21 protein-coding genes are annotated in these 25,078 nt (G+C 73.1%); 3 read left to right on the top strand and 18 right to left on the bottom strand.

Annotation, left to right across the window (positions count from 1 at the left end; genetic code table 11):
* Positions 1-20: 20 nt before the first annotated feature.
* From EDD30_RS35150 to EDD30_RS35140, 3 genes are read right to left on the bottom strand one after another with little or no spacing between them, the layout of a single operon-like run.
* On the bottom strand, positions 21-1,883 hold the full coding sequence (locus EDD30_RS35150) for an asparagine synthetase B family protein (RefSeq protein WP_071802726.1): 1,863 nt from the start codon (positions 1,881-1,883) through the stop codon (positions 21-23).
* Positions 1,883-2,785, bottom strand: coding sequence for an NAD(P)-dependent oxidoreductase (locus EDD30_RS35145; RefSeq protein WP_071802725.1), 903 nt, complete (start codon positions 2,783-2,785; stop codon positions 1,883-1,885). The genes EDD30_RS35150 and EDD30_RS35145 overlap by 1 nt, the downstream gene beginning before the upstream one ends.
* Positions 2,786-2,803: 18 nt before the next feature.
* The gene (locus EDD30_RS35140; protein WP_071802724.1) at positions 2,804-4,303 is read right to left on the bottom strand and encodes a peptide MFS transporter; all 1,500 of its coding nucleotides are present in this window, start codon (positions 4,301-4,303) and stop codon (positions 2,804-2,806) included.
* Between the two features lie 134 nt (positions 4,304-4,437).
* On the opposite strand from EDD30_RS35140, the gene EDD30_RS35135 reads away from it, so the two are divergent.
* On the top strand, positions 4,438-5,997 hold the full coding sequence (locus tag EDD30_RS35135) for an FAD-dependent oxidoreductase (protein WP_071802723.1): 1,560 nt from the start codon (positions 4,438-4,440) through the stop codon (positions 5,995-5,997).
* A 61-nt stretch (positions 5,998-6,058) separates the two neighbouring features.
* Here the strand turns inward: EDD30_RS35135 and accC are convergent, their stop codons facing one another.
* From accC to EDD30_RS35065, 14 genes are all read right to left on the bottom strand, one after another.
* Positions 6,059-7,411 (bottom strand): acetyl-CoA carboxylase biotin carboxylase subunit, encoded by a 1,353-nt coding sequence (gene accC / locus EDD30_RS35130; protein ID WP_071802722.1) that lies wholly within the window; start codon positions 7,409-7,411, stop codon positions 6,059-6,061.
* Between the two features lie 5 nt (positions 7,412-7,416).
* Positions 7,417-7,962 carry an acetyl-CoA carboxylase biotin carboxyl carrier protein gene (accB, locus tag EDD30_RS35125; RefSeq protein ID WP_071802721.1) on the bottom strand — a complete coding sequence of 182 codons (546 nt, stop codon included), beginning with the start codon at positions 7,960-7,962 and terminating at the stop codon, positions 7,417-7,419.
* Positions 7,959-9,671 carry an acetyl-CoA carboxylase, carboxyltransferase subunit beta gene (gene accD, locus EDD30_RS35120; protein ID WP_071802744.1) on the bottom strand — a complete coding sequence of 571 codons (1,713 nt, stop codon included), beginning with the start codon at positions 9,669-9,671 and terminating at the stop codon, positions 7,959-7,961. The genes accB and accD overlap by 4 nt, the downstream gene beginning before the upstream one ends.
* Before the next feature lie 88 nt (positions 9,672-9,759).
* Positions 9,760-10,653, bottom strand: a complete 894-nt coding sequence (locus EDD30_RS35115; RefSeq protein WP_084556028.1) for a methyltransferase domain-containing protein — start codon at positions 10,651-10,653, stop codon at positions 9,760-9,762.
* A 30-nt stretch (positions 10,654-10,683) separates the two neighbouring features.
* Positions 10,684-11,268, bottom strand: a complete 585-nt coding sequence (locus tag EDD30_RS35110) for an NADPH-dependent FMN reductase (protein WP_170047055.1) — start codon at positions 11,266-11,268, stop codon at positions 10,684-10,686.
* Between the two features lie 5 nt (positions 11,269-11,273).
* Positions 11,274-13,010 carry an AMP-binding protein gene (locus EDD30_RS35105; RefSeq protein WP_084556026.1) on the bottom strand — a complete coding sequence of 579 codons (1,737 nt, stop codon included), beginning with the start codon at positions 13,008-13,010 and terminating at the stop codon, positions 11,274-11,276.
* A 14-nt stretch (positions 13,011-13,024) separates the two neighbouring features.
* A complete protein-coding gene (locus EDD30_RS35100) occupies positions 13,025-14,521 on the bottom strand; it encodes an aminotransferase class III-fold pyridoxal phosphate-dependent enzyme (protein ID WP_071802720.1) in 1,497 nt (498 codons plus the stop codon).
* A 24-nt stretch (positions 14,522-14,545) separates the two neighbouring features.
* Positions 14,546-16,006, bottom strand: a complete 1,461-nt coding sequence (locus EDD30_RS35095) for an aminotransferase class III-fold pyridoxal phosphate-dependent enzyme (protein WP_071802719.1) — start codon at positions 16,004-16,006, stop codon at positions 14,546-14,548.
* Positions 16,007-16,050: 44 nt separating this feature from the next.
* Positions 16,051-17,133 carry a type III polyketide synthase gene (locus tag EDD30_RS35090; RefSeq protein WP_071802718.1) on the bottom strand — a complete coding sequence of 361 codons (1,083 nt, stop codon included), beginning with the start codon at positions 17,131-17,133 and terminating at the stop codon, positions 16,051-16,053.
* Positions 17,130-17,606, bottom strand: coding sequence for a hypothetical protein (locus tag EDD30_RS35085; protein ID WP_071802717.1), 477 nt, complete (start codon positions 17,604-17,606; stop codon positions 17,130-17,132). The genes EDD30_RS35090 and EDD30_RS35085 overlap by 4 nt, the downstream gene beginning before the upstream one ends.
* A 3-nt stretch (positions 17,607-17,609) precedes the next feature.
* Positions 17,610-18,374, bottom strand: coding sequence for a bifunctional 2-polyprenyl-6-hydroxyphenol methylase/3-demethylubiquinol 3-O-methyltransferase UbiG (gene ubiG, locus EDD30_RS35080; protein ID WP_071802716.1), 765 nt, complete (start codon positions 18,372-18,374; stop codon positions 17,610-17,612).
* Positions 18,374-18,793, bottom strand: coding sequence for a hypothetical protein (locus EDD30_RS35075; protein WP_143162516.1), 420 nt, complete (start codon positions 18,791-18,793; stop codon positions 18,374-18,376). Before EDD30_RS35075 ends, ubiG begins: the two co-directional genes overlap by 1 nt.
* A gap of 5 nt (positions 18,794-18,798) precedes the next feature.
* Complete coding sequence (locus EDD30_RS35070; RefSeq protein WP_071802714.1) at positions 18,799-19,974, bottom strand: acyl-CoA dehydrogenase family protein; 1,176 nt, start codon at positions 19,972-19,974, stop codon at positions 18,799-18,801.
* Positions 19,971-20,228 carry an acyl carrier protein gene (locus EDD30_RS35065; RefSeq protein ID WP_071802713.1) on the bottom strand — a complete coding sequence of 86 codons (258 nt, stop codon included), beginning with the start codon at positions 20,226-20,228 and terminating at the stop codon, positions 19,971-19,973. Before EDD30_RS35065 ends, EDD30_RS35070 begins: the two co-directional genes overlap by 4 nt.
* A 242-nt stretch (positions 20,229-20,470) precedes the next feature.
* On the opposite strand from EDD30_RS35065, the gene EDD30_RS35060 reads away from it, so the two are divergent.
* Together EDD30_RS35060 and EDD30_RS35050 are read left to right on the top strand one after the other, a co-directional pair.
* Positions 20,471-22,654: an MMPL family transporter gene (locus tag EDD30_RS35060; RefSeq protein WP_071802712.1), complete on the top strand. Its 2,184-nt coding sequence runs from the start codon at positions 20,471-20,473 to the stop codon at positions 22,652-22,654.
* A 157-nt stretch (positions 22,655-22,811) separates the two neighbouring features.
* Positions 22,812-23,900 carry an RNA polymerase subunit sigma-70 gene (locus EDD30_RS35050; protein WP_211353766.1) on the top strand — a complete coding sequence of 363 codons (1,089 nt, stop codon included), beginning with the start codon at positions 22,812-22,814 and terminating at the stop codon, positions 23,898-23,900.
* Positions 23,901-23,984: 84 nt separating this feature from the next.
* Here the strand turns inward: EDD30_RS35050 and EDD30_RS35045 are convergent, their stop codons facing one another.
* Complete coding sequence (locus EDD30_RS35045) at positions 23,985-25,007, bottom strand: YlbL family protein (protein WP_071802739.1); 1,023 nt, start codon at positions 25,005-25,007, stop codon at positions 23,985-23,987.
* Positions 25,008-25,078 lie beyond the last annotated feature (71 nt).

Below are 25,078 nucleotides of genomic sequence, written 5' to 3'. Positions count from 1 at the left end.
GTGACCTTGGTCGGGAGATGTCAGAGCGCGACCCGCACGCCGTAGCGACGCAGCCAGGCGTCCAGGGCGAGCACCATCTCGGCGCTGGCCCGGGCGACCCAGGCTCCGGGCCCCGCGACGAGCACGCGCTGGTCGGCCTGCAGGGCGCGGATGCCACCGGCGTCCACCAGTGCGGCGGCGGGCGAGCTGGGATCGGCGAGCAGGGCGGCGAGCTCGTCGACCAGCCAGCGCCCGTACGCGGGATCCGGGGCGGCGGGATACGGACTCGCCGGCCGGTGCCGTACCGAGGGCGGCAGCAGATCCCCGACGGCGGCCCGCAACAGGCTCTTCTCCTTGCCGTCGAAGTTCTTCATCGCCCACGGCACGTTGTAGACGTACTGGACCAGCCGGTGGTCGCCGAACGGCATGCGCGCCTGCACCCCTGCCGCCATGGCCAGCGACTCCCGGTGCAACAGCCGGGTCTGGTCCCAGCGGGTCAGCCGCAGGTACGCGGTACGGCGCATCCGGCGGTCCCGCTCGTCCTCGCCGGGCAGATGCTCCGCGTCGGCGACGGACCGGGCCCACTCGTCGTGGCAGTATCCGTTGAGGTCGAGCTTGGCGCGCAGGTTCGGGTCGAGCAGGTCGCCGCCGAAGCCGTACCGGCCGCCCCGCTGCCGCGCGAGCGCGATCCAGGGCAGGGTCTGCCAGTCGGTCGCCGGCGCGTCGCACGCCCCGGCATGGCAGCCGAAGATCGCGTCGGCGAGCTCGTCGGAGAGCGCGCCACGCACATGCTGGCCGGCCTCGCAGCAGAGCAGATACGTCGAGATGTTCGCGCTGCCGAGCGGGTCGGGCACGTCGCGGGCCCGCAGCGCCGCGGCGCGGGCCAGCGGGTCCAGGATGTCCGCGGTGTCGAGCACGACGTCGGTGTGCTCGGCGCCCACCCGGCGCACCACGTCCGCGACGAAGCGGGCGTCCGGGCTCGACCTCACGTCCTCCGGCGGCACGCACTCCGACTGCCGGGCGACGGTGACGGTGAAGGTCCGCAGCCGCTCGCCGGCACCACGAGCCAGCTTCCGGGCGGCCAGGGCGGTCATCGCCGAGGATTCGAGGGTGCCGTCGAGCAGGATGCCGATGTCGTCGCCGCCGGCGAAGTGGCTGGCGACGCTCTCCTCGAGCAGCTCTCGCACGGTGCCGACGGTGGTGGCCAGGTCGTCGGTGTGCGCCTCGGTGGTCAGCCTCCAGTAGCGCCGGTGCGTCAGCCCGGCCCTGCCGTAGCGGACCATCTCCCCGGCGCGGACCTGGTGCACGCCGGCGAAGACGCCGTGCCCGGCCGCGCCCGCGCAGGTGAACAGCTCGCGCAGGCCGTTGAGGTCGATCTGCGCCTCGACCGCCGGATGCGCCAGCAGCCCCTTGCGTTCCGAGGCGAAGACGATCCCGCTGTCGGTCAGGTGGTAGTAGATCGGCTGGGTGCCGAGCCGGTCGCGGACCAGCAGCAGTTCCTCGGCGCGCCCGTCCCAGACCGCCACGGCGAACGCCCCGGTCAGCCCGGTCACCCCCGAGGGGCCCTCGGCCAGGTAGGCGTGCGCGACGAGGCCCGCGACGCCGGTCTCCGGCGCGGGCGCCATGCCGCGCCCGGCGAGCCGGCCGCGCAGCTCGGCCAGCCCCGTCGGCGCGCCGGTCACGCAGACCGTGACGGGTCCCTCCGCGGTGCGCGCCGTGTACGGCTGGGGCGAGAAATCCCCGTGGACGGCGAGGTGCCGGAAGCCGAGCGCGGCGCACGGAGCCACCCACAGCGCCTCGTCGTCGGGGCCGCGGGCCGCGAGGGCACCCACCATCGCCCGCAGCACCGGCCGTTCCCGACGCTGGTCGCGGGCGTAGTCCACCCAGCCGACCAGAGCTGACATCAGGCCGTCTCGTTCCGGACGCCACCATCGGTGAACTGCTGTAGCAAGATGGCCGCCGCGTCCAGTCCGCCGCGCCCGGAATCGACCAGCGCCCGGTAGCGCTCGTCGGCCGTGGCGATCACCGGCAGGGTCACGCCGTGCTCGGCCGCGTCGCCGATCGCGAATCGCAGGTCCTTCTCCATCAGCTCGGCGCGGAACGTGGGCCGGTCGTAGCGCTCCTCGCGCATCACGGCGCACCGGTACGACATGACCGGGGAGCTGAACGCACTGTCGGAGATGGTCTGCAGCAACAGATCCCGGTCCAGTCCGGCCTTCTCGCCGTAGCTGACCGCCTCGGCCAGGGACACGAGCTGGGCGCCGAGCAGCGAGTTGAGGACGAGCTTCATCGTGCTCGCGTTCCCGGTCGCGCCGAGCTCGACGAGCTGCCGGCCGAGCGCCACCAGCAGGTCGCGGACGTGTGCGACGGTCTCCGGCGCGCCGGCCGCGAACACTCGGGCCTCGCCGTGGCGGGCCTGCGCCGGGTTGCCGATCAGGGTGGCCTCGACGCGGCCCACCCCGGCCTCGGCGAGCCGGCGGGTCACGTCGCGGGAGAACGCCGGCGTCACCGTCGACGCGTCGATCACCACCGCGCCCGGCTTGAGCGCCCCGGCCAGTCCGTCCGGGCCGAAGAGCACCGCCTCCACCGCGCTCTCGTCGGCGAGGCTGATCAGGGCCACGTCCGTGCCGTCGGCCGCGTCGGCCGGGGTGGCGGCGATCCGGGCCGCCACGCCCGCGAAGCCCGCGGCCCGCTCGGCCGAGCGGTTCCACACCACGGGAGACCAGCCCAGGTCGCAGAGCCGGTGGGCGAGGCCGCCGCCCATGCCGCCCAGGCCGAGCACCGCTACGGTCATCTTCTTTGCCATGGCTGACAACTCCTTAGGTCAGGCGGTGGGTGCCGCGGGTGCGTCGCCGACGTGGCCGCGCAGCCACCGCACGGCACCGAACAGGACGACGCCCACGGCGGTGGCGAGCGCGCCGAAGAGCAGGAAGTAGGCGGACAGGGACAGCGTCTCGGCGAGCGCGGCGAGCTGGCCGCCGATACCGGCGCCCACGGCCGCGAAGAGCCAGAAGAGGCCCAGGTACTGGTTGGTGTAGCCGGCGGGCGCGACCTTGACGGCCAGGCTCAGCCCGACCGGTGCCAGCGCCAGCTCGCCGCAGACCTGCAGCAGGAACGCGGTCAGCAGCCAGAGCGGCGACACCGGGTCACCCCCGGAGGCGAGGTGGGCCGCGACGGCCAGCAGCAGCCAGCTCGCGCCGGCGCACACCAGGGCGCCGGCGAACTTGACCGGCACGTCGACCCGGCGGCCCAGCCGCAGCCAGAGCGCGGCGAAGAGCGGCGCCAGCACCAGGATGAAGAGCGGGTGGGCCGACTGGAACCAGCTCACCGGCACCGTCCAGCCGGCGACGTCGCGGTCGGTGTGCCGCTGGGCGAACATCGCGAGCACCGAGCCGCCCTGGGCGTAGAGCAGCCAGAAGATCGACGAGCCGGCGAGCAGCACCACGTACGCGCCGAGCCGGCCGCGGTCCGCGCTCGTCAGCGCCGGGATGCGGCGCAGCGCCACGACGTAGCCGACCGGCAGGGCGAGCAGCAGCAGGCCGGAGGCGATCAGCACGTGTTCGATGTGGACGACGCCGGTCGTTGCACCCACGACCAGGGCGAGGCCCACCGCGCCCAGGACGGTGCCGGCGCGGCGACCCAGCACGCGGCGGCGCTCGGGCGGCAGCGGTGCCGCCGGCCGCAGGCCGAGGTCGCCGAAGCGGCGCGCCCCCGCCGCGTACACGATCAGCCCGGCGGTCATGCCGATCGCCGCCGCGCCGAAGCCGAGGTGCCAGGCGACCTTCTCGGCGAGCAGGCCGACCACGACCGGGGCCAGCAGCGCGCTGAGCTGGATGCTCATGTAGAAGATCGACATCGCGGCCTCGCGGCGCCGGTCGTCGTCGCGGTGCGGGCTGGTCACGAGCGCGGCCATGGCGGGCTTGAGCAGCCCGGTGCCGGCGATCACGAGCAGCAGTCCCACGTAGAGCGACCAGCGCACCGGCAGGCTCAACACCGCGTGGCCGGCGGCGATGCCGGCGCCGCCGAGCACGACCGCGCGCCGGGTGCCGAGCACCCGGTCGGCCAGCCAGCCGCCGGGCAGGGCGGCGAGGAAGACCAGGGACATGTAGGTGCCGAACAGGGCCGCGGCACCCGCGGCCGGCAGCCCGAAGCCGCCGTCGGAGACGGGCGCACTGGCGTACAGGTAGAGGATGGCGGTCATGCCGTAGAAGCTGAAGCGCTCCCACATGTCCATCCAGAACAGCGTGCCGAACCAGGCCGGCTGGCCCTGGAAGAGCCGTCCGGCCATGCCCGGGCGCACCGGACGGTCGAGTATCGACGCCATGCCGCACTCCCTGTCGAGGTGATGTCGGCGAAAGTCTCGGCGTGGCCGGTACAAAACCACTCGAGGGGCGGTCGACGGGCCTAATCGAGGAAGGCTTGAGCAGCCCTCCACCCCGGCCCGGCACCGTCACGCCCATGAGCGACACATCGAGCAGCACGCCGACCGCTTCGGTGCTGGTGGTGGGTGGTGGGGTCGTGGGACTCTCCGCCGCTCTCTTCCTGGCCCGGCATCAGATCCCGACGGTCCTCGTCGAGCGGCACCCCGGCACCTCCATCCATCCACGGGCGTGGGGCTGGTACCCCCGCACCCTCGAACTCTTCCGCTCCGCCGGCCTCGAACAGGAGGTCCTGCACGCGGCGGCCGGCTTCGCCGACCACCGCCTGAACGCCAAGGTCGAGTCGCTGACCGGCCGCGAGCTGCGCAGCACCGTCCTGCCGGCCGCCGAGGACCTGGGGGACCTGACGCCCAGCCGGCAGATCTCGCTCGGCCAGGACCGGCTGGAGCCGCTCGTCCGGGCGGCGGCCGAGCGCAGCGGCGCCCGGCTGCTGTTCCACACCGAGGCGGTCGACCTGGTCCAGGACGACGACGGCGTCACCGTCACGGTGCGCGACCGCGACACCGGCGAGCGCCGCACCCTCCGCGCCCGCTACGTCATCGCCGCCGACGGCGCGCGCAGCCCGTTGCGGGAGAAGCTCGGGGTGAGCGCGCACGGTCGCGGCGTCTTCCGGCACCAGGTCAGCATCCTGTTCCGGGCGCCGCTGACCGAGGCGTTGGCCGGACGCCGATTCTCCATCTGCCAGATCGAGAACCCGCAGGTGAGCGCCATCCTCGGCCACGACGACTCGCTGACCGAGGGCACGCTGATCGTCACCTACAAGCCCGAGGCGGGCGAGGCGGCGAGCGACTTCACCGCCGAGCGCTGCGTGCAGCTCGTCCGCGCCGCGGTCGGTACGCCGGAACTGCCGGTGATAATCCGCGACGTCCTGCCGTGGGACATGGCGGCCCTGGTCGCCGAGCGCTACCGCGCCGGCCGCGTGTTCTTCGCCGGCGACTCGGCCCACGTGGTCCCGCCGATCGGCGGCTACGGCGCCAACACCGGCGTCCAGGACGCGCACAACCTGGCGTGGAAGCTGGCCGCGGTGCTCCACGAGCAGGCCGGTCCGGGCCTGCTCGACAGCTACGAGCGGGAACGGCTGCCGATCGCCCGCGGCACGGTGGAGCAGGCTCAGTTGCGCCTCGCGATGCGGGCCGGTTTCGCCACCCCGGAGCAGCGCGAGCAGACCCTCGACACGCTGGAGGTGAGCCTCGGCTACCGGTATCCGGGTGTCGACGGGCCGCTGTTCGCCGACCCCGCCTCGCGGACCGGCGAGGTGGGCACCCGGGCCCCGCATGTGTGGCTCGACGAGGCGCGCACCCGGTCCGTCCTGGACCTGTTCGGCCCGGGTTGGACCGTGCTGGCGGGGACCTGCGGCGGCGGCTGGACCGATGCGGCACAGGCCGCCGCCGCGGAGCTGTCGGTTCCCGTCACCGCGCACCTGCTGCCGGATGCGCCGTGGCAGCGGCGCTACGGCGCGAGTCCCCAGGGGGCCGTGCTGGTGCGTCCCGACGGGTTCGTCGCGTACCGGTGGGACCAGGACGTCGCGGAGCCGGCCAAGGAGCTGACCGCGGCGCTGCGAACGGCCCTGCACCGCTGATTTCCTCCGCACAGGCGAAGGTGCCGCTGCCCGTCGGGCAGCGGCACCTTTCGCGTCGCGCTCAAGACACCGGCGCGAGCCACTGCTCCAGGAAGCCGGTGGTGTGCTCGGCGTTGCGGAAACCGGGCGCGTCGATCACCCGGGCGAGCAGCTCCGAGGTGGTCCGCACGCCACCGCCGGCGATCTCGAACTCGGCGAGGGCCCGCCGCATCCGGTCCAGCGCCTGCTCCCGGTCCGGGCCCCACACCACGAGCTTGGCCAGCAGCGAGTCGTAGTACGGCGTGATCCGGTACCCGGGCGCCGCGTGGGTGTCGACCCGCACGAACGGGCCCGCCGGCGGCGCGAACCGGGTCAACAGGCCCGGCGTCGGCGCAAAGTCGCGCTCCGGGTCCTCGGCGTTGATGCGGCACTCCACCGAGACGCCGCGCGGCTCGACGTCGCCCTGGCTCACCGACAGCGGCCGGCCGGCGGCGACCAGCAACTGCTCGCGGACGATGTCGACACCGGTCACCATCTCCGTCACCGGGTGCTCGACCTGGATCCGGCAGTTGATCTCCATGAAGTAGAAGCCCTGGTCGTCGACGAGGAACTCGAAGGTGCCCGCGCCGACGTAGCCGATCGCCCGGGCGCCGCGCACGGCGGCGTCGGCCACGTCGGCCATCATCGCCCGCGACAGCCCGGGCGCCGGGGTCTCCTCGATGAGCTTCTGGTGGCGGCGCTGCACCGAGCAGTCCCGCTCGCCGAGGTGCACGACGTTGCCGTACGTGTCGGCGAGAATCTGCACCTCGACGTGGCGGGCCCGGTCGCAGTAGCGCTCGACGTAGACCCGGCTGTCACCGAAGACGGCCTGCGCGGTGGCACGCGTGCGCTGGTACGCCGGCAGCAGGTCGGCCCGCTCGCGGACCACCGCCATGCCGCGCCCCCCGCCGCCCGCGGCCGCCTTGATGATCACCGGGAAGCCGAGCCGGTCCGCCAGCTCCAGCGCCTCATTGGCGCTGTCGATGGTGCGGGTGCTGCCGGGCAGCAGCGGTAGGCCCGCCGCCGTCATCAGCTCGCGGGCCACCGCCTTGTCGCCGAGCTTGGCGATGACGTCCGGCGGCGGCCCGATGAAGACGAGGTCGTTGGCGGCGCAGATCTCGGCGAAGTCGGGATCCTCGGACAGGAAGCCGTAACCGGGGTGGATGGCCCGCGCGCCGGTCATCAGGGCCGCCTCGACGATGGCCGCCGCCGACAGATAGCTCTGCCGCGGCGCCGGCGGCCCGATCTGGACCGCCTCGTCGGCCAGCCGCACGACCGCCGAGTCGCGGTCCGCGGTCGAGTGGACGGCCACCGTACGGATGCCCATCTCCTGGCAGGTACGCACCACGCGCAGCGCGATCTCGCCCCGGTTGGCGATGAGGACCTTGTCGAACATGGCGCTCATTCCTCGTCCGTGGCGGCGATGACGATCAGCGCCTGCTCGTACTCCACCGCATCGCCGGAGCCGGCGAGCAGCCGCAGCACCGTGCCGGAGCGGTCGGCCTCCACCGGGTTCATCAGCTTCATCGCCTCCACGATGCCGATCTGCTGGCCGGCGACGACCGTGTCACCGACCTTCACGAACGGGGGCGCGCCCGGCTCGGGGGTGGTGTAGAACGTGCCGACCAGCGGGCTGGTCACCACGTGTTCGCCCGGAGCCTCGCCGGGCGGGGGCGCCGCGACGGCGGGTGCGACCGCGGCGGGCGCCGCGGCGATGGCTGCCGGCGCGGTCATGACCGGCAGGTGGACCGGCTCGGCGGGAATGCGGCTCTCCCACTCCACCTCCACGGTCGCCGCGCCGAGGCTCAGCCGGACCCGCCGCAGCGGCGTCGCGGCGTCGCCCGCCATGGCGGCCACACTGCGCCGCATCTGCTCCAGCAGCAGCGCGTGGTACCCGCCGTCGTCGCCGGTCTCGAGGTCGAGTTGGGGATCATCCATGATGGTCATACCGAGGTCTCCGTTCCTCCCGTTGGGGCCACACCGAACTGCCGGAACCGCTCGAACCGGTGCCGCAGGAGCTCTTCCGGCTTGCGGTCGGCGAGCTCCGCCACGGCGGCGGCGACCGCGCGGTGCACCAGCTCCGCGGCCGCGGCGGGGTCGGTGTGCGCCCCGCCCGGCGGCTCCGGGACGACACCGTCGACCACGCCGAGCCGCAGCAGGTCGGCGGCCGCGATACGCAGGGCCCGCGCGGCGTCGGCGGCCGCGTCGGGCCGCTTCCACAGAATGGCGGCGCAGCCCTCCGGGCTGATCACCGAATAGATCGAGTTCGCACACATCAGCACCCGGTCGGCGACCCCGAGAGCGAGAGCGCCCCCGCTGCCGCCCTCGCCCGTCACGACCGCGACCACCGGGACGGGAAGCCGGCCCATCAGCCGCAGCGACTCCGCCACGGCGATCGCCTGACCCTGCTCCTCGGCCTGCAGACCGGGGTCCGCGCCGGGGGTGTCGATCAGCGTGACGACGGGCAGCCCGAGCTTGGCGGCGAGGCGGAACAGCCGGCCCGCCTTGCGGAACCCGGCCGGCGAGGGCATGCCGAACTTGCGGCGTACCAGCTCGGCGGTGGTGTGCCCCTTCTGGTGCCCGACCAGCACGACCGGGCGTCCGCCCAGCCAGCCCAACCCGCCGACGACGGCCGGGCAGTCGGCACCGGCGCGGTCGCCGTGCAGCTCGATGAAGCCGTCCAGCCAGTGCCCGGCGTGGTCGAGCGTGGTCGGGCGCTGCGGCATCCGGGCCAAGCCGACGACCTCGCGCGGCTCGCGCGCGGCGATCTCCGCGGGCATCCGGTCCGGATCGGTCCAGACCACGCCCTGCGGCGCCTCCGCCGAGGGCGCGCCGTCGTCGTCGCGGCTCATCGCGACCAGCCGGCCCAGCGTCTGGCGCAGCTCGCTGCGGCGCACGACCCGGTCGACGAGGCCGTGGGCGAGCAGGAACTCGGCGGTCTGGAAGCCCTCGGGCAGCTCCTGGCGGATGGTCTGGCGGATGACGCGCGGACCGGCGAAGCCCATCCGCGCCCCGGGCTCGGCGATGACCACGTCGGACAGGGTGGCGAAGGACGCCGCCACCCCGCCGTAGGTCGGGTCCGTCACCACCGTGATGGTGAGCAGCCCCGCCTCGTCGAGCGCCGCGAATGCGTTACTGGTCTTGGCCATCTGCATCAGCGACAGGGCGCCCTCCTGCATGCGGGCACCGCCGGACGCGGCGACCACGATCAGCGGCGTGCGCCCCGCCAGCGCCGCCTCGGCGGCCGCCGTGACGGCCTCGCCCTCGGCGGTGCCGAGGCTGCCGCCGAGGAAGGCGAAGTCCATCACGGCCAGCACCACCGGGTGGCCGTCGATGCGGCCGCGCACGGCCAGCACCCCGGTGTCGCGGCCGCTGCGGGCGACCGCCTCGGCATGGCGGTCCGGGTACGGCCGCAGATCCGCGAAGCCCAGCGGGTCGGCGACGGTCCCGGCCACCTCCACCTCGGTCGCCGAACCCGGGTCCAGCAACTGCCGGACCCGCAGCTCGGGACCGACCCGGCCGTGGTGGCCGCAGGACGGGCACACCCGCAGCTCCCGCTCGAAACGCTTGCCGTAGGTCAGGGCCCGGCACGGACCGCAGCGGATCCATTCGGGTTCGGTCCCCTCGGACCGCCCGGGTCTCGCCTGATCTGTCATGTCGATCAACGCGGCTCTCCTTCAGATGCGTTGCGTGTCACGGGTCTCAAGCGTCGGGAACCGCGCTGGAAGACGGATCGAGGCGCGATCAGCCCGGCTTGACCGCGGTGAAGACGCCGTACCGCATGACGTCGCGGTCGTAGGCCTGCTTCATCAGCGGCACGGAGTTGAGGAAGCGGAAGATGTCGGCGCCCTTGGCGCGCACGAGCTTCCATACGTACGAGGGGTCGCGCATCAGCGGCTTGACGATGTCGGCCGACAGGGCCCAGGTGCCGCGCACGTGGTCGGTCCAGTCGGCGGTGGTGACGCCGGTGTACCCCAGCTCGGCGCAGGCCTGTGCGTAGTGGTCCAGCGGCAGCACGTGCGACACCGCGAAGTCGCGGTAGAGCCGGCGCAGCAGCTTGACCTCCGACGGGTCGAGCCGGTCGTCGCGGCTGACCCAGGTGGCCACGACGAGCCGGCCACCGGGCTTGAGGATGCGCAGGTTCTCGGCGAGATACGCCCGCTTGTCGGGCATCAGCTCGCAGCTCTCCAGCGACCACACCACGTCGAAGGTGTCGTCCGGGTAGTCGGTGTGCATGGCGTCCATGACCCGGAACGAGGTGCGGTCGGCGACGCCGGCCTCGGCGGCCTTCTCCGTCGCCCGCCGGACCTGCTCGTGGCTCAGCGTGATGCCCTCCACGGTGCAGCCCGTCTCGGCGGCCAGCATGACGGCCGACGCGCCGATGCCGCAGCCGCTGTCCAGCACCCGCGCGCCGTGCGGCACTCCTCCGAAGGCCGTCAGCTCGCGGGTGGTGCGCTGCTGGGCGGCGTGGCGGGGCGTCTGCGGGGCGTGGAGATCCCAGTAGCCGTGGTGGATGTGCTCGCCCCACAGGTCCTCGTACAGGTCGACGAGCTTGTCGTAGTGGTCCCGGACGGCCCGGTGCAGGTCCTCGATCGAACCTTCCTGGGTCATGCCGGTGTCGGTGACGGGAACGGTCATGGTCTCTCTCCTGAAGATGGACGGTGCGGGTCAGGCGGCGAGCCGGGCGCGGGCGTACCGGTCGGCGAAGTCGGTGACCTGGCCGAGCAGGATGTCCAGTCGCCGCATGAGGCGGGCGTCGCCGCGCAGAGCGGCACGGGCCTCGGCGACGTCGAGAGCGGCGACGCCGGTGGCGTCGAAGGTGACGGCCATCGGCGCCACCCAGCCGCGCAGCGACTGCACGGTGGTGCGCAGCGACGTCACGGCGGTGGCCGCGCCGTGCTCGCTCCAGCCGACCGCCGCCACGCCCACGACCTTGCCGTCGAGGTACGCGGGACGGTCGTGCGCGAGCTCCTCGGCGTGGTCCAGGGCGTTCTTGATCAGGCCCGACACGCCGCCGTGATAGGTGGGCGTGACGATGACCAGACCGTCGGCGCGGCGCAGCGTCTCGACCAGCCGCCGGGCGCCCGGCGCGCGGTGCAGGGCGCCGGGCCGATAGAGCGGCAGGTCGAGGGTGGCCGCCGTGCAGATGGTGGTCCGGGCGCCGTACCCGGCGGCGAGGCCGGCGCAGAGGTGCAGCACCGCCTCGCTCGCCGAGCCCGGGCGCAGCGATCCGCCCAGCAGTGCCAGCTCCACGTCCGTCAGCCGATCGTGCCGGCGGCCACCCGCGCCGCGACGCGGGAACGCTGCAGCTTGCCGCTCGACGTCTTGGGCAGGGTGCGCGGCGGCACCATGACGACCCGGGCCGGCCGGACGCCGGTGCGGCGGGCCACCACGGCGCCGACCTCGTCGGCGGTCGCCGCGGACAGTCCCGGGTCGCGGTGGTGGACGGTCTCGACGACCATCACGAGCCTTTCCGTGCCGCTGGCGGGATCCGGCACGCCCACCGCGGCGGCGCCGCCGGGACGGACGCCGGCGACCTTCTCGGCGGCCAGCTCGAACGACTGCGGCTGGTAGTTGCGGCCCGCCAGGATCACCAGATCCTTGTGGCGGCCGGTGACGAAGAGCTCGCCGCCGAGCTGGAAACCGAGGTCGCCGGTGTCCAGCCAGCCGTCGCGCAGGTCGAGCACCGGCCCGGCCTCCGGGTTCTCAATGTAGCCGGTCATCATCGACTCGGCCGCGACCAGGATCCGGCCGACCCGGCCGTCGCCGACGTCCAGCCCGGTGTCGTCGACCACCCGGATCTTGATGCCGGGCACGGGCACGCCGCAGGAGACGTACGGATGGGCGTCCTCGTCCGACGCCGACGGCTCGGCGCGGCCCTCGGTGATCGCGGACCGGGACAACAGCTCCACCCGCGGCGCCGTGCCGGCCGGCGAGAAGGTGGCGGCCAGCCCCACTTCGGCCATGCCGTAGCAGGGGCGCAGGTGCTCCGGCCGGAAGCCGTAACGGGCGGTGAGGTCGATGAAGTCGTGCAGCGTCGCCGCGTCGACCACCTCGGCGCCGTTGAAGGCCGTCCGCCAGCAGCTGAGGTCGAGCCCGCTCAGGTCGGTGCGCCGGGCGACGGCGGTGACCAGCCGGTACGCGAAGTTCGGCGCCGGCGACAACGTGCCGCGGTACTCGTGGATGAGCCGCAGCCAGCGGTCCGGCTTGCTGCCGAATGCCATCGGCCGGATAAGCACCGACGGCAGCGACAGCAGGAAGGGCGACAGGGTCCCGCCGATCATGCCCATGTCATGGTGCAGCGGCAGCCAGCTCACCATGACGTCGTCGGCGAGGAACGGGCCGCCCGCACCGATCGCGGCCGCGGAGGCGAACACCGCGCGGTGGCTGAGCACGATGCCCTTCGCGGCGCCGGTCGTGCCGGAGGTGAACTGCATGAACGCGGCTTCGTCCGGCGGCGCGGAGAGCACGGGCTCGGCGACGGCCCCCGGGGCGAACGGAGGGCTGATCACGGTGACGTCGGTGCCTTCGAGCGCCGCCTCGACGGTGGCGCGCAGAGGCTCCTCGCAGACCAGCACGGCGGGCCGGGCGACGGCGACGATGTGCCGGACCCGCTCGAGCCAGATCTCGCGGCGACCGGCGGTCAGCGGCGGTTCGAGCACGGACGGCACGGCGCCGGCGAGGGCCGCGCCGAAGAGCCCGGCCAGCAGCGGCGCGGAGGTCTCCAGGCACAGACAGACCCGGGCGCCCGGGGTCACACCGGCCGCCACCAGCGCCGCGCCCGCGGCGTGGGCGCGGGCGAGCAGGTCCGCGACGGTGATGCGCCGGTCCGGCTCCGGCTCGTCCGGCAGGTAGAACGCCACCGCGGCGGGTTCGCGGCGGGCGCGCTCCACGAGCGCCTCCGCCACCGTGCCGGCGTCGAGGAGCAGGGCGTGGTCCGAGGTGGCGCCGGGCCGGTACCCGCGCCGATCGGGATGGATGTCGGGAATCGACATGGTGACTCCAAGGGTCAGCGGAGCACGAACGGGAAGCCGTGGCGGCCCATCTCCCGTGCCGCGTCGGTCACGGCGTCGCAGACGACGTCGATGTCGGCCTCGGTGTGGGCGTCGCCGGTGTAGAACATCGGCATGCTGAGCGTGTAGACGCCGCGGCGGCGCAGCATCAGGGTGAGCATCGCGGGACCGATCGGGTTCACCGCGGCGCCGAACTCGCGGTAGGTGTCGTACGACTCCTGCGCCACGAAGCCGAAGGTGCCGGCGAAGGCTCCGAAGCCGAGCAGGCGCAGCGGGATGCCGGTCTCGGCACGGAACGCGGCCAGCCGGTCCCGCACGCGGTCCACCTTGGCCTCGGTACGCCGGTAGAAGTCCGGCCCCGCCTCCCGCAACAGGTTCAGCGAGGCGTACGAGGCGGCGAGCGACAGGTGGTTGCCGGAGTGCGTGTTGACCACGAACGTACGGGTGCCGATGTCGGTCAACGGCGTACCGGAGGTGTGGATCACCTCCAGCATGTCGGCGCGCCCGCCGACCGCGGCGAGCGGCAGGCCCAGCCCCGACACCACCTTGCCGTAGCAGTAGAGGTCGGCGGGGATGTCGTACCGGCCTGCGGCCCCCGCGGTGCCGAACCGGAAGCCGGTCAGCACCTCGTCCAGGATGAACGGCACGCCGAGCGCCCGGCACCGGTGCGCCACCTCGGTGACCTCCGGGATCGTCCGCTCGACGTACGGCCACGACTGGCAGGCGGGGTCGGCGATGACGCAGGCCAGGTCGTCGCGGTACCGCTCGATGAGCGCGCCGGCCGCCGCGGCGTCGTGCGGCAGGATCAGCAGGTCCGGCCTGGTCACGCCGCTGAAGGCGCTCAGCGGCGCGATGCCGTCCGGCCCCTGCTCCGGGAACGGGGTGATCCGGGGGTGGCCGTGCGCGAAGAACGACGTGTTGTGCGCCGCCACGTCGTGGGTGCCGTGCCAGCACCCCTCGAACTTGGCGACCATGCGGCGCCCGGTGAAGGCGCGGGCCACCCGGATCGCCACGTTGGTGGCGTCCGTGCCGGAGTTCAGCAGCGCGAACCGCTCGCAGTGCGGGATCAGCTCGGACAGCAGCTCGCCGAGCTGCAGCTCGATCGGGTTGAGGTAGCCGTTGCCGGTGCCGCGGCCGGCGTGCTCGCGGACGAAGTCGACGACCGCGGGCGGGTTGTGCCCCCACAGCGACTGCCCACCGAAGCCGAGGTGCGCGTCGACGTACGTGTTGCCGTCGAGGTCGGTGAGCCGCCCACCCTGCGCCTCGCCGACGGCGAGCGGGAACATCGGGGCGTGGAACGGCAGGAAGACGTGGTTGGTGACGACGTGCCGCAGCACCCGCTCGGCCAGCTCGAGCGACGTCTGCTGGCGCTCCTCCAGCTCGGTGAACAGGTCGATGACCCAGGGCTGGCCGAGCAGCTCGGCGACGATCTCGTCGGTGCTGCGGGTGTCACGGGTGTCGTGGGTGTCACGGCCCGGTGCGGTGATGGTCATGGCGGTGTCTCCTCGGCGGGGCTTTCAGGAGGGCAGCACGAACGGGAAGCCGTGCTTGTCGAGCTCGCGCGAGGCGTCGAGGACGGCGTCGAGCACTTCGTCCACGTCCGCGTCGCTGTGCGCGTCGCCGGTGAAGAACATCGGCAGGCTGAGCGTGTAGACACCGCGTTGGCGCAGCATCAGCGTGAGCAGGAACAGGCCGAGCGGATTCACCGCGGCGGCGAACTCGCGGTAGTCGCGGTAGGACTCCCCCGCCACGTATCCGAACGAGCCGATGAAGTCGCCGAAGCCCAGCAGGCGCAGGGGAATCCCGGTCTCGGTGCGGAAGGCCGCGAGCCGGTCCTGCACCCGGGTCACCTTGGCGCGGGTCCGCTCGTAGTAGGCGTCGCCCGCGTCGTGCAGCAGGCTCAGCGAGGCGTAGGAGGCGGCCAGCGACAGGTGGTTGCCGGCGTGCGTGGTCTGCACACAGGTCTTGCTGCCGAGGTCGGTCAGCGACAGCCCGGAGGTCTGCGCGTGGTCGATGATGTCGGCGCGGCCGGCCAGGATGGACAGCGGCAGGCCCAGACCGGTCACCACCTTGCCGTAGCAGTACAGATCGGCGGGGATGTCGAAGTGGGCGGCGGCACCCGAGGGACCGTAGCGGAAGCCGGTCAGCACCTCGTCGAGGACGAACGGCACCCGCAGGTCCCGGCAGCGCTGCGCGACCGCGCGGATCATCGGCACGGTGTGCTCGGCGTACGGGAAGGACGACGACACCGCCTCGCCGAGCACGCACGCCAGCTCGTGCCGGTGCGCCTCGATGAGCGCCAGCGCCGCGTCGGTGTCGTTGGGCAGGATGAGCAGCTCGGTCGCCGGTGCGGGGGCGACGCCGGTGAGCGCCGGCAGCGGCGCGATGCCGCCCGGGCCGGACTCGGGGAACGGCGCAGCCGGATGGCCGTGGTACCAGAAGGCGGTGTTGTGCGCGGCGATGTCGTGCACGCCGTGCAGCGCGCCCTCGAACTTCGCGACGAGCCGCCGCCCGGTGTGCGCCCGGGCGAGCCGGATCGCCGCGGCGGTCGCGTCGGTGCCGGAGTTGAGGAACGCGAACTTCTCGCAGTGCGGCAGGAACTGCTCGAGCAGGTCGACGAGCTGCAGCTCGGTGAGGTTGAGGTAGCCGTTGCCGGTGGAGCGGCCGAGCAGCTCGCGGACGTGCTCGGTGACCGCCGGCGGGTTGTGCCCGAACAGCGCCTGGGCGCCGAAGCCCAGATGCGTGTCCAGGTAGGTGTTGCCGTCGATGTCGGTGATCCGGCCGCCGGCCGCGTCGGCGACGACGAGCGGGAACTGCGGCGCGTGGAACGGCCAGAAGACGTGGTTGGTGGCGGCGCGCTCGCGTACCTGGGCGGCCACCTCGGCGGACTGGCGCTGCCGGTCGCCGAGCTCGGTGAACAGGTCGATCACCCACTGCTGCCCGAGCAGGTCGGCGACCAGGGTCTCGATCGTGGTCATGGGGACCCAGCTCCGTTTCTGTGCGTACGTGGTCGTGGGCGGGATCAGAAGCGGACCAGGGCGGATTCCATGGTGAGTCCGGGTCCGAAGGCCATCAGGACGCCGTGCTCGCCGGGCGCCGGGCGGGATTGCCGCATGATGCGGTCGAGGATCAGCAGCACCGTCGGGGAGCTGCAGTTGCCCCACGACGAGAGGATGTCCAGGGACGGTTGCAGGGCGGCGTCGGGCAGGTCGAGCCGTTCGCCGACGAACTCGATGATCTTCGGTCCGCCCGGGTGGATGGCCCAGTGCTGCACGTCCGAGACGTCGAGCCCGTGCGGGGCCAGCAGCCGCTCGACGAACGGCTTGACGGCCTCGGCCAGGTAGAGCGGCACGTACGGCGACAGCGTCATCCGGAACGCGTCGTCCATGACCTTCCACGTCATGGCCGACGACGTCTCGGGGTGCGCCTCGGTGTGCGTGCCCAGCAGCAGCGGCCCCGAGCCGTCCCCCGGGTCCAGAGGCCCATCGGCGGCGGCCAGCAGCGCGGTGGCGCCGGCGTCGCCGAACAGCCCGGTGATGACCACCTGCTCCTTGGTGGCCTCCGGGCGCAGATGCACCGAACAGACCTCGGCGCAGGTGACCATCGCCAGCTCGTCGGGGCGCCCGGCCAGCGCGTCCAGGCCGATCTTGACCCCGTTGAAGGCGGCATAGCAGCCCATGTGGCCCACGAACGCTCGGCGCAGGTTCTGCCGCAGGCCGAACTCCTTGGCGAGCAGCATCTCCGGGGTCGGCCCGGCGTACCCGGTGCAGCTCACGAACGTGTAGCTGCCGACCTGCTGGGCGTCGACGCCCTCGAGGACGCCGGCGACGGTTTCCCGGCCCATGGCCAGCACACCGCGCTCCCACGCCTCGATGCGCTCCCGCATGCCGGGCCAGCCGTCGCCGTAGTACTCCGACGGCGGCCAGGCCAGTCGGCGCTGGTCGACGCGGGTGCTCATGAACAGCTTCTCCGCGTCGGGCACCTCGGCGAACAGGTCGCGGTAGAAGGAGTCGAACAGCTCCTGCTGGGCGATGGCCGGGCCGGCCGGCGCGACCCGCAGGCCGAGGAGCCGGGCCGGGCGCGGCAGGGAGGCACCCCACGTCATCTCGGCACACCCGCAGTCTCGAGCCGGTCCTTGATCGCCGCGAGGAAGCCGGTGGTGACCTCGGCGGTCTCCTTCTGCGCGAACGGCTCGATGAGCACGACCACGACGCGCGCCACGTCGACGTTCGCCTCGGAGCGCATGTCGATGCGCAGCACGACCTCCTCCGGCGACGGACCGTCGAGGACGTGGAAGGTGCCCCAGGAGCGGAAGTTGTGCTCGCCGTGCGGCTCCCACGTGATGGCGTCCGGGTCGGAGACGTCGTACCTCGCGACGTAGTCCGGCCGGAACTTCACGACGCCGTTGGAGACCTCGGCCAGCCGGAAGTGGTACAGGCCGTCGCCGATCTGCTCCATCTCCTCGACGCCGGGCATCATCCGGCCGCAGCCGGTGACGTCGAGCAGCAGTGCCCGCAGCGCCTCCCGACTGGTCCGGATGGTGATCTCCTTCGCGGTCTTCGTCCTGATCCAAACCATGTCTCAGCCCTCCTGGGACTTGACCGCCCGGCCGATGTAGCTCACGGCGGTGGAATCGGTGAGATGGAACGGGCCCACAGCGTCGCCGCGGAGCACGGAGGCGAAGATCCGGTGCGGCGGCGCCACGGGCTCCAGGCCCCGGACGTCCGTCATGACGAGGCCGTGCCTGGCGAACGCGCCACGCAGCTCGTCCGGCCGGATGAACATGGACCAGCTGTGGGTGCCGGGGTAGACGATCCGCAGCACCCGCTCGGAGAGCACGATCGCCTTCAGCCAGGCGGCCACCGTACGGTTGATCGTGTCGAAGACGACCAGGCCGCCGGGGCGCAGCACGCGGGCGATCTCCGCCGTGGCGGCGCCGAGGTCGTCGAGGTGCTCGAGGACGTCCGAGACGACCACGAGGTCCACCGAGGCGTCCTCGCGGGGCAACTCGAACGCCGAGCCGACGACGTACTCCACGTCGACGCCGCTCGCCGCGGCGTGCCTGCGGGCGATCTCGATCGAGCCGGCGGAGAGGTCGAGGCCGGTGACGCGGTAGCCGAGGGCGGCCAGCCGCTCGGACACCAGGCCACCGCCGCAACCGACGTCGAGGACCCGGATCGCCGCCCGGTCGGGCCCGAGCGCCTCGCGGGCGGCCTTGTCGAAGTAGGACACCCGGGCGGGGTTCATGTCGTGCAAGGTGCGCAGCGGTCCCCGCTCGTCCCACCACCCCTCGCCGACCTCGTGGTAGTAATCGTTGTCGATCGTGGCATCGCCGCGGCGGGCCATCACAACCACCTCGGCGTGGCCTCGGGGTCGATGCCGAGGGCGGCCTTGCCGACCAGCTCCCGGCAGCGGTCGTCCGGCACGGGAGGCGGCGTCGCGCGCAGGTCGCGGCGCAGCTCCGCGAGCCGGGCCGCGCCCTCGGCATCGTCGGCGAGCAGGCGTTCCGCCGCCACCACGACGCGTTCGGCGGCCTCGCCGACGAAGAGCGCGGCGGTGCAGGCGGCGGTCAGGGCGTCCGGCGTACGGTCGAGCAGCGCGCTCATGGTGTCGCACGCGGCGCGCATGCCGGCGACGGCGAACTGCGGGCCGGGCAGCCGGGCCGCGGACTCGCCCGATATCCGCCGCACGGCGGCGGCGTAGGCCTCCCGGGCCACCCGGGCCTGGGCCGCGGCGTGGTCGAGCACGGATCCTGACAGGGACACGGAGATCACCCTTCCCAGCGGGGTTCGGCGAAGATGGGCACGCCCAGCGCCTGCTTGCCGGACCACTCCAGGACCACGTCCGTGGCGGGCGGCACGAGCAGACCGGCGACGACGTCGCGGTACATGCGCTGCAGCGGGTCGCCGGACGCCAGCCCGGAGCCGCCCTGCACCTGCATGCCGAGCGTGACGACCTCGTGGGCCAGCTTGGTGACGCTGGTCTTCATGACGCTCATGTCGACGTAGTGGGTGAGCGGGTCCACGTCCTCGTGCTCGGCGTGGATCGCGGCGTCCAGATGCGCCTCGGCGGCGGCCACCTTGGCGGCCATCTCGGCGATGCGGAACTGGATGCCCGGCAACTGCGCGTTCGGCTTACCGATGACGCTGATGACCCGCCGGCGCTGGGTTTCGACGACGTGGTCGAGGGCGGCGCGCGCGATGCCGACGAAGCAACTGGCGAAGCTGCACCAGGCCCAGTGCACGCCGAGCATGAAGAGCATCGGCAGGGCTCCGCGCTCCCCCACGGCCCAGCGGGAGTCGACGTACAGATCCTCCAGGGCCAGCGAGTGGCTTCCGGTGGCGCGCATGCCCGCGGCGTCCCACTCGGCGGTGACCCGGACGCCCCGCTGCGGCTTCGGGATGAGGAAGGCGACCGGCTCGGGCAGGCCGCGGTCGTCGGTCACGGCCGCGGACAGGAACAGGTGGGTGGCGCCCGGGTATCCGGTGAAGAAGCCCTTGCGGCCGTTGAGGACGAACCCGCCGTCGACCTCGTCGGCCCGGGTCGTGGGGTGCCACCAGTTGCCGCCGACGCCGGGCTCGCTGAACCCGCCCGCGATGACCGCGCCGTCGAGGACCGCACGGCAGGCCCGGCCGGCGCTCTCGCCGCCCACCCGGGCGATCATCGCGAGGCCGTGGACGTGCATGTTCACCGCGAAGGCCGTGGACGCGCAGGCACCGGCCAGGATCTGCTGTGCCGCGCAGAGGTCGGCCAGGCTGACGGCGGGGCCGCCGTACTCGGCCGGCACCGTCATCGCCGTGTATCCGCCGGCGACCAGCTCGGCCAGATTCTCGTGCGGGAAGGTCGCGTCCCGGTCGTGCGCCGTGGCCCGCTCGGCGAAGGCCGGGGCCAGTTCGCGAGCAAGAGCGACGACATCCGTACGCGGCGGCGCGGCTACGGCGGTCAACGGACCGGCTCCAGCATGCGGGCCATGGAGTGGACGCTGTCCACCTCGGATGACATCGCCTCGGTCAGCCACAGGCGCAGCTCGAAGTCCGGGTACGCGGCGGTGATCCGGGTGGCGAGCTGGACGAGGTCCAGGGAGTCTAGGCCGAGGTCGCGGGTCAGCGACGCGTCGAGGTGGACGTCGCCGGGGCTCAGCGCCGGCTTCACGGCCACGATCGCGTCGATCACCGCCTGGGTGGGCGGGATGCCGGTCATGGGATCACCTCCAGGGGTTTGGGTCACAGCGAGGAATGGTTCGTGGCGCCGCTGGGAGCCGCGTCGGAGGCGGCTCGAGAACCGGTAGGGCCCCGGCGAGCCCGCGATTCGAGCGGGACTCCAGCGAAATTCGAGCGAGACTCGAGCCGGCTCCGGCCGGGGCGTGCAAGCATGCTGCGACCGCACTCCGACCGGTGTCCCGGCCGTGGCCGGGCCGCCTCGACCGACCGGGAGCGCACGACGTGAAGCCCCTCGTCAGGTTCTCCATCGCCCGCCCGAAGACCGTCGTCGCGATCTGGATCGTGATCGTGGCCGTCTGCGTACCGCTGATGGGTGCGCTGACCGGCGCCCTCAAGGCCGGCGGCTTCGACAATCCGCGCGGTGAGGCCGCCGCCGCCCAGCGGACCCTCGATCGCACCTTCGCCGAGCTGCCCGACACCCTGCAGGTGGTGCTCACCCGCCCCGATGGCGACGTCACCACCTCTGTGGACACCGCGATCGCCGTGGCCAGGGACACCCCGCACGTCGCGCAGGTAGAAGACCATCGGCGGAACCCGGGCTGGCTGTCACCCGACCGGCACACCACCTTCCTGCAGCTCGGCTTCCGAGCCGACAAGTCGGCGATTCAGCACGAGGTGCCGGGCCTGCGCGACCGACTGGACGCCGCGCTGGCCGCGGCCGGCGTCACCACCCACGTGACCGGCGCGCAGGCGCTCGACCACGACCTGAGCGTGCAGGCCGAGAACGATGCGGTGACCGCCGAGATGATCGCGTTCCCGCTGCTCGTCGTCGTGCTGCTGGTGGTCTTCCGGTCGGTCGCGGCGATGCTGCTGCCCGTCGTGCTGGCGGGCGTGGCGCTGGTGGTGGCCTCCGCGATCGGCTACCTGCTGACGTTCGCCACCGACCTGTCCACCCTGTTCACCAACGCGGTGTCCATCATCGGACTCGCGGTGGCCGTGGACTATTCGTTGTTCGTCATCAAGCGCTACCGCGACGAGTTGGCCGCCGGCGACCCGTACGTGCCGGCGCTGCGCACCGCGATGCGCACGGCCGGGCACGCCGTGGTCTTCAGCGGCCTGGCCGTGGTGGTGGCGCTGCTCGCCCTCTTCATCCCGCGCATCATGGTGTTCAGCAGCATGGCGATCGCGGGCGTGGTGGTCACGCTGGTGGCACTGGCCATGTCGCTGACGCTGCTGCCCGCCGTGCTGCGCCTGCTCGGCCGGCGTATCGACTGGCTGTCGCTGAAGCGGCGCCCCGCCGCCGGCCGGCCGGTCCGGGCGCCGCGCCGCCCCGCCGCCCTGGCCTTGATCCTCGCGGCCCTGGTCGCCGCGTTCGGTGTGCTCGCCTGGCCGGTCACCGACATCCGGCTGCAGTCGCCGGTGGCCAGCGCGACGATCCTGCCCGAGGACGCCGACTCCCGGCAGGGCATCGAGCGGATGCAGGCGGCGCTGGAGTTCCGCACCCTGTTCCCGGTCCAGGTCGTCCTCACCGCACCCGCATCCGCGCCGGCCGCCGACCTGCTGACCGCGCTGCAGGCCGCATCCGGCGTGGTCCGCACCGCGCCGCACGTCGACCAGGTCACCGACGTGACGACGCTGGGCCTGCCCCCGGGCGAGCTCGCCGAGGCCGTGGCTGCGCCGGAAGGCCTGCCCCCCGAGGCACGGGCCGCCGCCGCCCAGCTCTGGGCGACGACCGGCGACACCCGGGTCACCCGCGTCGTCGCGATTCCCGCGGCGGACCCGGACTCGGACGCGGCGCACGACCTGGTGCACGCACTGCGCGACCGGCTGCCCGGCGCCGTGCCGGCCGGCGTCACCGTCCAGGTCACCGGCGCCACCGCCACCGGCGTGGACTTCGACGAGGTGCTGACCGACACGCTGCCCGCGGTGCTCGGCACGGTCGTCCTGATCACCGTCCTTCTGCTGGCCCGAGCGTTCCGCTCCTGGCTGCTCCCCCTGCTCGCCCTGGCGCTCAACGCCCTGGTGGTCGCGGCCAGCCTGGGCCTGCTCACCCTGATCAGCCAGCACGGCCTCGGACAGCGCATCGACAGCACCACGCCCGCCCTGGTCTTCGCCATCATGTTCGGGCTGAGCATGGATTACATGGTCATCATGATCTCCCGAATGCGGGAGCACTACACCCTCCACGGCGACCACCACCGCGCCGTCTCCGAGGGCCTGCGCGAGACGGCGGGCCTGGTCAACGGCGCGGCGCTCATCATGGTCGCCGTCTTCGCCTCGTTCCTCATCGCGAAGGTCAGCGTCGTGCAGCAGCTCGGCCTGAGCCTGGCGATCGCCGTGGTGCTCGACGCCGTGGTGATCCGCCTGGTCGTCATGCCGGCGGCACTGCACCTCATCGGCCCCCGCGTCTGGGGCCGGGCGGCCGCCCGGCAGCGGCAGGGCACGCCGGACCTGCAACTGGTCTGAGGCTCCACCGCAAGGGCCCGGACCACAGGTCCGGGCCCTTGCGGTGACGGTCGGGGAGAAGGAGCTCAGCGATGCCGACCGACGGCGAGTGATGAGTTGTCGCGCCCGCACCCGTCACACCTACGACGGGATACGACAAAGACGGAAGGATGACGTGATGGGTGCGGACACGCGACCGGAGGAGCTGGACGTGAGCGGTCTGGGTGGGAGCGGTCTGGGTGGGAGCGGTCTGGGTGGGAGCGGTCTGGGTGGGAGCGGTCTGGGTGGGAGCGGTCTGGGTGGGAGCGGTCTGGGTGAGGCCGACGAGCCGGCGTTCTCGGGGCTGGCGGAGCGGCACCGGCGGGAGCTGCACGTGCACTGCTACCGGATGCTCGGGTCGTTCGAGGACGCCGAGGACACCGTGCAGGAGACGTTCCTGCGTGCCTGGCGGCGGCGGGAGACCTTCGAGGGGCGGTCGACGTTCCGGGCCTGGCTGTACCGGATCGCCACCAACGCCTGCCTGGACCTGCTCGCCAAGTGCCGCCCGGAGCCCGCGACCGGCGGCGAGGTGCCGTGGCTGCAGCCCTACCCGGACCGGCTGCTCGACGAGCTGCCCGCGGGCGACGCGGACGAGCCGGAGACCGTCGCCATCGCGCGGGAGACGATCGAGCTGGCGTACCTGATCGCGGTCCAGCACCTCGCACCGCGCCCGCGAGCCGTGCTGATCCTTCGGGACGTGCTCGGCTGGCCGGCGAAGGACGTCGCGGAGCTGCTCGGGGACTCCGTCAACTCCGTGAACAGCGCGCTGCAGCGGGCCCGCGCCGGCATGCGGGAGCATCTACCCGCCGAGCGGCAGGACTGGACCGGCGGCGAGGAGGACGCCGGGACGCGCGAGCTGGTACGCCGCTACACCGACGCCAGCGTGGCCAAGAACATCCCGGCGCTGGCCTCGATGCTGCGGGACGACGTCCGCTGCTCGATGCCGCCCACGCCGGGCCTGGACGTCGGCCGCGACACGGTCGTGAACAGCTGGATCGAGGCCGGCTTCGAGGGCATGGGGCACCTGCGCGCCGTCCCCACCGCCGTGAACCGGCAGCCCGCCGTCGCCTTCTACCTCTGGCGGAAACGCGAGGGCGCGTACCTGCCGCTGACGATCGACGTCCTGCGCGTCACCGGCGGGGCGATCACCGAGATCGTCACGTTCCACGACGACCGGTTCCCGCGGCTCGGGCTGCCGGAGCGCCTGCCGGCGGACGGCACGGAGTAGTCCCGGTGCGGACGCTCACGCTGCCCGGGGACGCGCGTGCCGCTCTATTGTCTCGATGTCGTCCACGTCGAAAGAGCGATACCGCTAGGAGCGGCCGTCCGCACACGGTGCGGGAACGCCGCCGGCCGCGAAGGTCCGCAACGCCCTCAGGGCCTCGGCGACCGTGGCGACCTTGGCCATGGGCAGCCCCGGGACGGCGTTGCGGACCGCCTCGGCACAGTTGCCTTCGGGGACCAGGAACAGCTTCGCGCCGGCCGCCTTGGCGCCGATGAGCTTCTGGGGGATGCCACCGATCGGCGCGACGGCGCCGGAGTCGTCGATCGCGCCGGTGCCGGCGATGATCCGCCCGCCGGTGAGGTCGGCCGGGGTCAGCTTGTCGATGATGCCGAGCGTGAACATCAGGCCCGCGCTGGGCCCGCCGATCTCGTCGAGGTCGATCGCGACGGTGAAGGGCGCCTGCGCCTGCTGCTCGACCCGCGCTCCGATGCCCACGGAACCGCCCTCGGAGGTGACCGTCACGCTGCCACCCCGACCCGCCCGGGTGTACGCGATGGTCAGCTCGGTGCCGGCGGCGACGCGACCGGCCAGGTCGGCGAACCTCTCCGCGGTGTCCACTCCCTTGTCGTCGACTTCCGTGATCACGTCACCCACGTGCAGTGCGCCGGCGGACGGACCGCCGGCGGTCACGGCGGTCACCTGCGGCCGCGGCGGATAGCCCAGCTCCCGCAGGGCGACCGTCACGGCGCTGTGCTGCGAGGATGCAAACAGCTCGGTGTTCTCCCGGTCGACCTGCTCGGTGCTCTGCCCGGGCGGGTAGACCGCGCTGCGCGGTACCAGCGCCCGGTCGCCGTCGAACCAGCTCGCGACCGCCTCCGGCAGCCCGACCTCCGTCTCCACCTGGACGGTGGTCAGCCGCAACTGTCCCGCGGAAGCGGACACCTCCCCGCCGGTCACGTTGATCACCGGCGCGGCCTCGTGGCGGCCGAGGGTGTCGACCGTGGGGCCCGGCTCCAGCACCACGTACGGCAGCGGGCACAACCCGGCCCCGCCGCCGAGCAGGGCCGTGACCAGGACGCCCGCGATGAGCGTGACACCTCGACGTTTCATGACCGGGAGCGTACCCATCTCCAGGCGAGCGCCCCGACGGCGGATCCGCGACGAAGTGCCTCGGCAACCGC

It is taken from the genome of Couchioplanes caeruleus (assembly GCF_003751945.1).
Taxonomy (GTDB): domain Bacteria; phylum Actinomycetota; class Actinomycetes; order Mycobacteriales; family Micromonosporaceae; genus Actinoplanes; species Actinoplanes caeruleus.
Note: the sequence above shows the minus strand (reverse complement) of the source record. Positions and strands in the feature narration are given on the sequence as shown.